The 8,189-nt window shown below is 72.1% G+C and carries 4 protein-coding genes; 2 read left to right on the top strand and 2 right to left on the bottom strand.

Annotation, left to right across the window (positions count from 1 at the left end; genetic code table 11):
* A partial coding sequence (locus ACLEQD_RS31645; protein WP_410389231.1) for a YgiQ family radical SAM protein occupies positions 1–1,886 on the bottom strand: 1,886 nt, incomplete at its 3' end.
* A 351-nt stretch (positions 1,887–2,237) separates the two neighbouring features.
* Here ACLEQD_RS31645 and ACLEQD_RS31640 point away from each other — a divergent pair.
* Both ACLEQD_RS31640 and ACLEQD_RS31635 read left to right on the top strand, forming a co-directional pair.
* Positions 2,238–3,386 (top strand): hypothetical protein, encoded by a 1,149-nt coding sequence (locus ACLEQD_RS31640; protein WP_410389230.1) that lies wholly within the window; start codon positions 2,238–2,240, stop codon positions 3,384–3,386.
* A gap of 266 nt (positions 3,387–3,652) precedes the next feature.
* Positions 3,653–7,294 (top strand): AAA family ATPase, encoded by a 3,642-nt coding sequence (locus ACLEQD_RS31635; RefSeq protein ID WP_410389229.1) that lies wholly within the window; start codon positions 3,653–3,655, stop codon positions 7,292–7,294.
* A gap of 21 nt (positions 7,295–7,315) precedes the next feature.
* Here the strand turns inward: ACLEQD_RS31635 and ACLEQD_RS31630 are convergent, their stop codons facing one another.
* Positions 7,316–7,672, bottom strand: a complete 357-nt coding sequence (locus ACLEQD_RS31630) for a hypothetical protein (RefSeq protein ID WP_410389228.1) — start codon at positions 7,670–7,672, stop codon at positions 7,316–7,318.
* Positions 7,673–8,189: the final 517 nt, after the last annotated feature.

Here is an 8,189-nt window from a genome sequence, read left to right as displayed (position 1 = left end):
GCCTCCGCGGCGGACTCCGGCGGCACCAGCGCGTTGGGCCCCCGGCCGATGAGGTCCTCGCGGCCCGCGAGCCGCAGCGCCTCCCGCGCCAGCGGCCAGTGCTCCGGGTTCCAGTAGAGCAGGAGCGCCTTCTGCAGCCGCTTCTCGCGCAGGCCCTTCGCCGTGTACACGGGCTCCATCTTCAGCGGGTCCAGGCCCGTGTAATACATGGCCGTGGCCACCGACATGGGCGTGGGGATGAAGTCCTGCACCTGCCGGGGCCGCTTGCCCTTCTCCTTCAGCCACTGCGCCAGCAGCACCATGTCCTCCAGCGTGGAGCCGGGGTGGCCGCTGATGAAGTACGCGATGTCGTACTGCTCCTTGCCCGCGTCCTCGCTGGCGCACGCGAACATGTGCTGGAAGCGCTCGAAGCTCTCGATGCCGGGCTTCTTCATCTTCTCCAGCACGCGCGGCGACACGTGCTCCGGCGCCACGGACAGCTGGCCGCCCACGTGGTGCGCCGCCAGCTCCTTCACGTACTCCGGCGAGCGCTCCGCCAGGTCGTACCGCACGCCGCTCGCGATGAAGACGTGCTTGATGCCCGGCTCCTCGCGCACCTGCTTCATCAGCGAGATGAGCGGCCCGTGGTCCGTCTGGAGGTTCTCGCACACGCCCGGGTGCACGCAGGACAGCTTGCGGCAGCGGCTCTCGATGTCCTCGCTCTTGCACTTGAGCTTGTACATGTTCGCCGTGGGGCCCCCCAGGTCGGTGATGGTCCCCCGGAAGTCCCCCATGCGCCGCACCTCGCGCACCTCGCGCAGCACGCTCTGCGCGGAGCGGCTCTGGATGACGCGCCCCTCGTGCTCCGTGATGGAGCAGAACGTGCAGCCGCCAAAGCACCCGCGCATCAGCACCACCGAGTGCTTCACCGTCTCGTAGGCGGGGATGGGCTCCTTGTACATGGGGTGCGGCACGCGGTTGAACTTGAGGTCATACAGCTCGTCCATCGCCACCGTGGACGTGTCCCCCGGCTTCTGTCCGGCGCCGTCCTCCAGCGGCCGGGCGGGCGGGTTCATGAGGATGGCGCGGTTGCCGTGGCGCTGCGCGATGGCGCGCGCGTTGCCGGGGTTGGTCTCCAGCTGGAAGTCCCGGCTCATCACCGCGAAGGCGCGCGTGTCCGCCACCACCTCCTCGTAGGAGGGCAGCACCACCACCTTGTCGCGGTCCGCCGCGCGCTTCGCCGGGTCCGCCTCCAGGGCTTTCATCGCCGCGTCGTTGATGAGCCGCGCGGTGCCCCGGATGTCCGTCAGGTCCTCGATGCGCTCGCCCCGGTGGAGCCGGTCGGCGATCTCCCAGATGGGCCGCTCGCCCATGCCGAACACCAGCAGGTCCGCCTTGGCGTCGAAGAGGATGGAGCGGCGCACCTTCTCGCTCCAGTAGTCGAAGTGCGCGATGCGGCGCAGGCTGGCCTCGATGCCGCCCAGCACCACCGGCACGTCCGGGAAGGCCTCGCGGCAGCGCTGCGCGTAGACGATGGAGGCGCGGTCCGGCCGGCAGTTGGTGCGCCCGCCCGGGCTGTACTGGTCCTCCGAGCGGTTCTTCTTCTGGGCCGTCAGCCGGTTGAGCATCGAGTCCAGGTTGCCCGCCGCCACCCCGAAGAAGAGGCGCGGCGCCCCCAGCGCCTTGAAGGGCTCCGCCGAGTGCCAGTCCGGCTGGGGGATGAGCCCCACCTTGAAGCCCCGCCCCTCCAGGAAGCGCGCGATGAGCACCGGGCCGAAGGCCGGGTGGTCCACGTAGGCGTCGCCGCTCACGATGATGATGTCGCATTGCTCCCACCCCCGGGCCTGCATGTCGGCGCGGGTCACGGGTAGGAACGGGTGGGCGTAGCGCGGGGGGATGGAGGCCATGGGCGTGTTCCCCTCAACAGCGGGGGAGGGCCCAACCAACCCCATCAGGGCGGGCGCTGTCCACTGCGACGGCCGCCTGCCCTCCTGCGCTCCGGGGGAACGGCAACCCGCAAGGTCGTCTAAACCCAGACAGACCGTGCGCCGTTTCTTGACTCCTCGCAAAGACAGACAGCGGGGTCATTCAGGATCCATCGGGTGTCTGCGTGCACCTGGACCTGGGTACAGCTTTGCCCGTATTGCTTGAAAAGTACGTTCATGGCAAAAAGACTGCTCACGGGCCCTGGCTGTCATTGTCTGGCGTCGGGTTCCGCCTTCCCCCTCAGCTGGCACCGCCCTGTCTTGGAGACAATCATGTCCTTGCGCCGTCCGCTTTCGCTGTTCGCCTCCCTGTTGCTGCTGGGCGGCTGTGGTACCGAGTCCGCGGAGGAGCGCGCGGCCGTGGGCGAGGCGCGGTCGGCGTTGCACACGGGCATCGACCTGTCGGTGTCCGGGCTGGGCGTGACGTGCAGCGACGGAGCGGTGGCGACGGTGACGGGGGCCATCGTCAACGAGGCGCCGACGGGCATCGACCCGTCGGTGGCGGGCATCTACGCCGGGGACCCGGCCCAGGGCGGCACGCTGCTGGCGACGGTGAACGTGCCCTGGCTGGTGGGCAAGGAGCGCTACGCGTTCGAGGTTCCGGTGCAGGTGCCGGAGGGCGCGCAGCAGCTGTTCGTGGTCGCGGACCATGTGAACTTCTTCCCGGAGGACAGCGAGGAGAACAACACCGGGTCGGTGACGCTGGCGGCTGGCGGAGGCTGTCTGGTGAACCAGGCGCCGGTGGCGCTGTGCCAGAACGTGACGGTGACGGCGGACGCGTCGTGCGGCGCGACGGCGTCCATCGACAACGGCTCGTATGATCCGGACGGCTTCCCTCAGCCGTTGAGCCTCGCGTACAGCCCCGCGGGCGTGTACCCGGTGGGCACGACGCCGGTGACGCTCACGGTGTCGGATGGGATGGACTCGGCCTCGTGCTCCGCCACGGTGACGGTGGTGGACGCGACCCCGCCGGTGGCCGGGGCGAGCAAGGACCTGGTGCTGCCGCGCTCGCTGAGCGCGGACTACAAGACGGTGACGCTGGCGGACTGCGCGCAGCCGGCGGCGGACACCTGCGGCGGGACGCTGGACCTGCAGCAGGCGGGCTCCATCGTCCGCGTGGAGTCGGACGAGACCGAGGACGCGCTGTTCAGCCTGGCCCTCTTCAAGTGCAGGGACATCGTGCTGAGCGCGAACCGCAAGTCCGCGCAGCTGCGCGCGGAGTCCAGCCTGCTGGGCAACGGCCGCGTCTACACGGTGGTGTACTCGGTGGAGGACGCGTCCGGGAACGCGACCCTGGGCAGCTGCAAGGTGAAGGTGCCCAGCCTCCAGGGCGTCCTCTCCGTGGGCGTGGGTCCCGCGTACTGCCAGGGCACGGATTGCCCGGCGGGCACGGGCGGTGGGCTGCTCTGCCCGCTGCTGTAGTCCCCGCGGGGCCTTCCAGCGGTGGATGACGGCCCGGGTCCGCGAGTGTGCGCGGCCCGGGCTTCACCAGGGGTGCAGGCGTGCGAGGGAGCCCGCGCGTGCGTTGACGGGGATCGACGCCTCCCCTAGCTTGGCCGGCTTCCCGGCACCGCCACTTCCGAGGTGAGGAAGGGCCCGTGCCGCGAGCACCCCGTATGATGCGCAGGACGGACGAGGAGTCGGGTCAGGGGGAGGCGCCGCGGGACGAGCGTGCTCCGGATGACCTCATGCCCGTGCTCCGCGTGGAGTACGACACCGACGTCCAGGCGGGCCCGTCCGCGCCCGTGCTCCGGGTCCGCTCGTCCTGGCCCCCGGCGGAGTCGGAGCCGGAGTCGGAGGACGCACCGCCCGCGCCGAAGCCGGCCCGGGGCGTGTCCCGGCCGAAGACGCTGACCTTCCGCGAGCTGGACTCCGCCGCGCTCGCGTCCATGCCGGGCTCCCACCGCGTGAACCGCGCGCTGCCCGTGCGGCCCGTCGCTCACGGGGACGAAGCCACGGGCCCCGCACCGGAGCCTTCGGGCGCGGCACTGCCGGTCCGCCCACCGAAGCCGCCCGCGCCGAACCTCCTCCGCGTGGATGACCCGGCCGACGCACGTCCTCCCGAGGAAGCACCGGCCCGCGACGTCTCCGCCTCCGGCGACGTCACCCCCGCGGAGCGCGAGGCCATGCAGGCCGCCGTGTCCTCCGGGCGCCGCCGGGAGCAGTGGGTCGCTCCGACCTACCTCCCCGAGGACCTGCGCGACGCGCTGGTCGCCGAGCGCAGCCAGTACCGCGCGCAGCGGCTCCAGGAGGCCCGTGAGGTGGGCCTTGCCGGGCCCGGCGTGCTGGGACTCGTGCCCGTCCCCGCGTCGGATCCGGACTGGTCCGGTGGCTCGCTGCTCGGCTTCCTGGGCGAGGAGCTGGTCTTCGCCGGCAACATCGTCCACCTGGACTTCGAATCCGGCCGCGTCTTCGCATCGTCCGACTCCGGCGAGGACCTGGACCGCCGCGTCCTCTCCTGCGAGCGCTGGTGCTACCGGCCCTACGACTTCGCGGAGGCCCTCTGCGCGGCGGCCTCCGCCTACGAGGACCGCGTCCCCGCCCTCACCACCGCGCTGTCACGCGCGAAGGGCGAGCTCCTCCCGTCCACGCCCTCGCCCCGCGACGCGGAGCTCATCCCCGTGGACCGGCTGTGGCGCCAGCCGTGGGGCAGCATCTGGGGACCTCCCGGCACGGGTAAGACGACGGCCGTCGCGGACCTCATCGCCCGCGCCCTGCGCGCCTACCCCAACGAGCGCATCCTCGCGGTGGCCCCCACCAACCGCGCAGCGGACGAGCTGGTCATGCGTGTCAGCGCCCTGCTGGAGCGCGACCCCATCCCGCTCCGCCCCCTGGCCCGCAGCATCTTCCGGGGCGGCACCGGCGCCAGCGAGGCCCTCTCCAAGCTGCCCACCGTGGCGCTCGAGGAGACAAAGACAAGCAAGCTGCTCAACACCATCCAGGAGCGCGAGCGCGAGCTCACCCTGGAGCGCGCCCGGGGCGGCGCCGCGCCGGAGCTGGCCCGCATGCAGGCGGAGCTGCGCACGCTGCGCGGCCGCGTGAAGGACCCCACGCTCAAGGAGGCGGAGAAGGGCGACAGCCCCCTCATGGTGCTCACCGTGCACCGCGCCCTGCGGCTCGTGTCGGAGCTCGAGGGCGAGGAGACCTTCCAGCGGCTCGTCGTGGACGAGGCCGGCATGGTGACGCGCGCCGCGACCGCGCTGCTCGCGCCGCTGGCCAGACAGGTGACGCTCGCGGGCGACCCCAAGCAGATCGGCCCCGTGAGCCGCGCGGCGGAAGGGGCGGGGAAGGGCACCCAGACGTGGCTTCGCGCCAGCGCCCTGTCCCACCTGGAGGACGCGGTGAAGGACGCGGAGCGCCCGGACGTGCTGCTCCTGCGCACCCAGCACCGCATGCACCCGGACATCGCCCGCGTGGTGAGCCACTTCTGCTACGGCGGCGCGCTGGAGGACGGCGACCTCGTGAAGGACCGGGCCCTGAAGCCCCCGCCCGTGCCCGCCTTCCCGTCCCGCGCGATGTGGCTGGTGCTGGACGGCCTGAGCCGCGACGACCGCCGCCTCACGCACGGCCGCGGGGAGACGGGCTCCGGCTACCAGCGCGAGCTGTCCGCGGAGCTCGCCGTGACGCTGGCCCGCCAGGCCGTGCGCCTGGGCCTCACCGTGCTGTGCGTGACGCCCTACCGCGCGCAGGCGGCGCTCCTGCGCAAGCTGGGCAACGCGGCGGGGCTGCGCCACGACATGTTCAGCGCCTCCACCATCCACCGCCAGCAGGGCACCCAGTACGACGTGGTGATGGTGGACACGGTGGCCGGCGGCCGGCCGTTCCCGCCGCACACGCTGGTGCCCATCCTCAACGTCGCCGCCAGCCGCGCGAAGGAGTACCTGCTGGTGCTCGCCTCGCGCGCGGAGGCCCGCGCCTCCCCGGTGCCCGCGCGCTTCCTGTCGCTGCTCCCCCGCGTGCGCGTCCACGCCGGCACGCCGCCGAAGCTGGAGCTGCTGGCCACCCAGCCGCGGCCCCCGCCGCCGCCTCCGCCGCCGCTGGTGCCCATGGGCCTGGGCGGAGAAATCGCCGGCGGCAAGGACACCGGGCCCCTCTTCACGCAGGAGCAGGTGTCCCTCTTCGAGCGCCGCTTCGACGACGGCCACCACCTGGTGCGCGGCGTGGCCGGCAGCGGCAAGACGTACGTGCTGGCGCACTGGGCCGCGCGCTACCTGCTGGAGAACCCGCGCGCCCGGGTGCTGGTGTCCTTCTACAACCGCTCGCTCGCGCCGCTCGTGGACAAGCTGCTCCTGGAGGCGCTCACCGTGCGCGCGGGCCCGGCGCAGGCGCGGCCGCTGCGCGCCCAGGTGACGGTGAAGCACGTGGGCGCGCTCCGGCGCCTGGAGCCCCACGCCTTCGACGCCGTCTTCGTGGACGAGGCGCAGGACATGGACGCCAGGGGCCTGGCGTCCCTGCACGCCCTGGTGCGCCCCCGCGTGGACGCGGAGGGGCGCGAGTCGCGCTGCTTCCAGCTGTTCATGGACGACTCGCAGAACGTCTACGGCCAGGTGCCCATCGACCACCTGAAGGAGCAGCTCCCCGAAGGGCTGTCCTTCCGGGGCCGCACCCGCGTGCTCAAGGAGACCTTCCGCGCCACGCGCGACATCCTCGACGTGGCCTTCAACGTGGTGCTGGACCCGCTGCGCCAGCACCGCGTCACCGACCCCGGCATGCGCGAATACATGAAGGCCGGGGAGCTGGCCCGGGAGCGGCTCCTGTGGCTGCCGGAGGAGACGCTGGAGGGCCTCTACCGCGTGCAGTCCACCGAGCGCGGCGGCGTGCTGCCCCAGGTGAAGGACTTCGCCTCCAGCACCAGCGAGGCGCGCTGGGTGGCCAGGGAGATTGCCCGGCTCGTGAGCGAGGAGGGCGTCCACCCGGGGGACATCCTGGTGGTGGCGCCGGTGATGCCCGCGTCGTTCACGGACGCGCTGCGCAAGGCGGGCGTGCCCGCGGAGGCCTACGGCGGCAAGGGCGGACGGGACGCGGCGGACTTCCGGGTGAGCGGCGTGGACCACGTGCGCGCCACCACGGTGTTCTCCTGCAAGGGCCACGAGTGCCCCGTCGTCTTCTTCGCGGGACTGGAGGCCCTGGACTCCATCGAGGCGTGGATGGCCGGAGCCCGCCAGCGCAACGAGCGCGAGAACGAACGCATCCGCCGCGCGATGTTCTACGTGGGGGCCACCCGCGCGATGAAGCGCCAGTACCTCACCGGCGTGCGGGGGGGCCGCTTCCTGCGGGTGGCCGCGTCCTACGTGGAGACGCTGTCCGGCCACCGCCCGCCGGCGCCCTGAAGCGGGGCGCCAGGGGACTTGTTACATCCGCCAGCCGGTGACGCCCGCGCTCTTGCCGAACGCCGGCTGTCCGTACACCTCACGGAAGCGCGCGCGCAGCAGGTCGAACGTCTGCTGGAGATCCGGCGCCGCGGCGCGCGAATCCGGCAGCTGCCCGCCCATCCGCGCGAAGCAGCGGCTCATGGCGCCATCCAGCCACTGCGTCACGGACGCGGTGTCCTGGTCCTGGAGCCGCTCGAACACGGACAGGGCCCGCTCCAGCGTCTCGCCCACCAGCTCCGTGGAGTCGACCGAACTCCCAGCGCAGAGCTTCGCGGCCCGAACCTCCAGGGCCGGACGATGCTTGCGAACAAACTCCCCGAAGGCATGCAGATTCACGGTGACCATTCTTAACCCTTCGCCCCCACGCTGTCAGAACGCTGGCCGCGAAAATCCTTGGCTTCTGGACACCACAAAGCGTGTCGGTGGAAAAGGGTGGTGGGATGATTCATGTATCACTCCCTGTCCTGGCAGGCGAGGCACCGGGGGCATTTCCCCATGCCCATGGGTCGTGCGGGCCACCCCGTGGGCGCGGGCAGACCCAGGGGGCTGGCGTTGTTCTCCGGCGCGTCTTGAAGGAAGGCAGGGGGCATGCGCCGCGCGGTGGAGCTGACGGACATTGGAGGGAATGACGAGGGGCCTCGCGTCCTCCTATTGCCGGGACTGGGGGCCCGTGGATCAGGCTTTCGCGAGCTCGCCCTGCGGCTGACGGACGTCGCGCGCCCCGTCCTGGTTGAATACCCGGAGGGCGAGCATGCGGCGTGCGGCGCGCGGGCGCTGGCGGAGCAGGTGCTGGCGCGTCGCGGGGCCCACGGACGCGGTGGTGGCCAGCTCCTTTGGGGGCATGGTGGCGGCG

The organism is Corallococcus sp. 4LFB, from assembly GCF_046520365.1.
GTDB lineage: Bacteria > Myxococcota > Myxococcia > Myxococcales > Myxococcaceae > Corallococcus > Corallococcus caeni.
The sequence above is the reverse complement of the archived record's forward strand: the minus strand, read 5'-3'. Positions and strand labels throughout refer to the sequence as shown.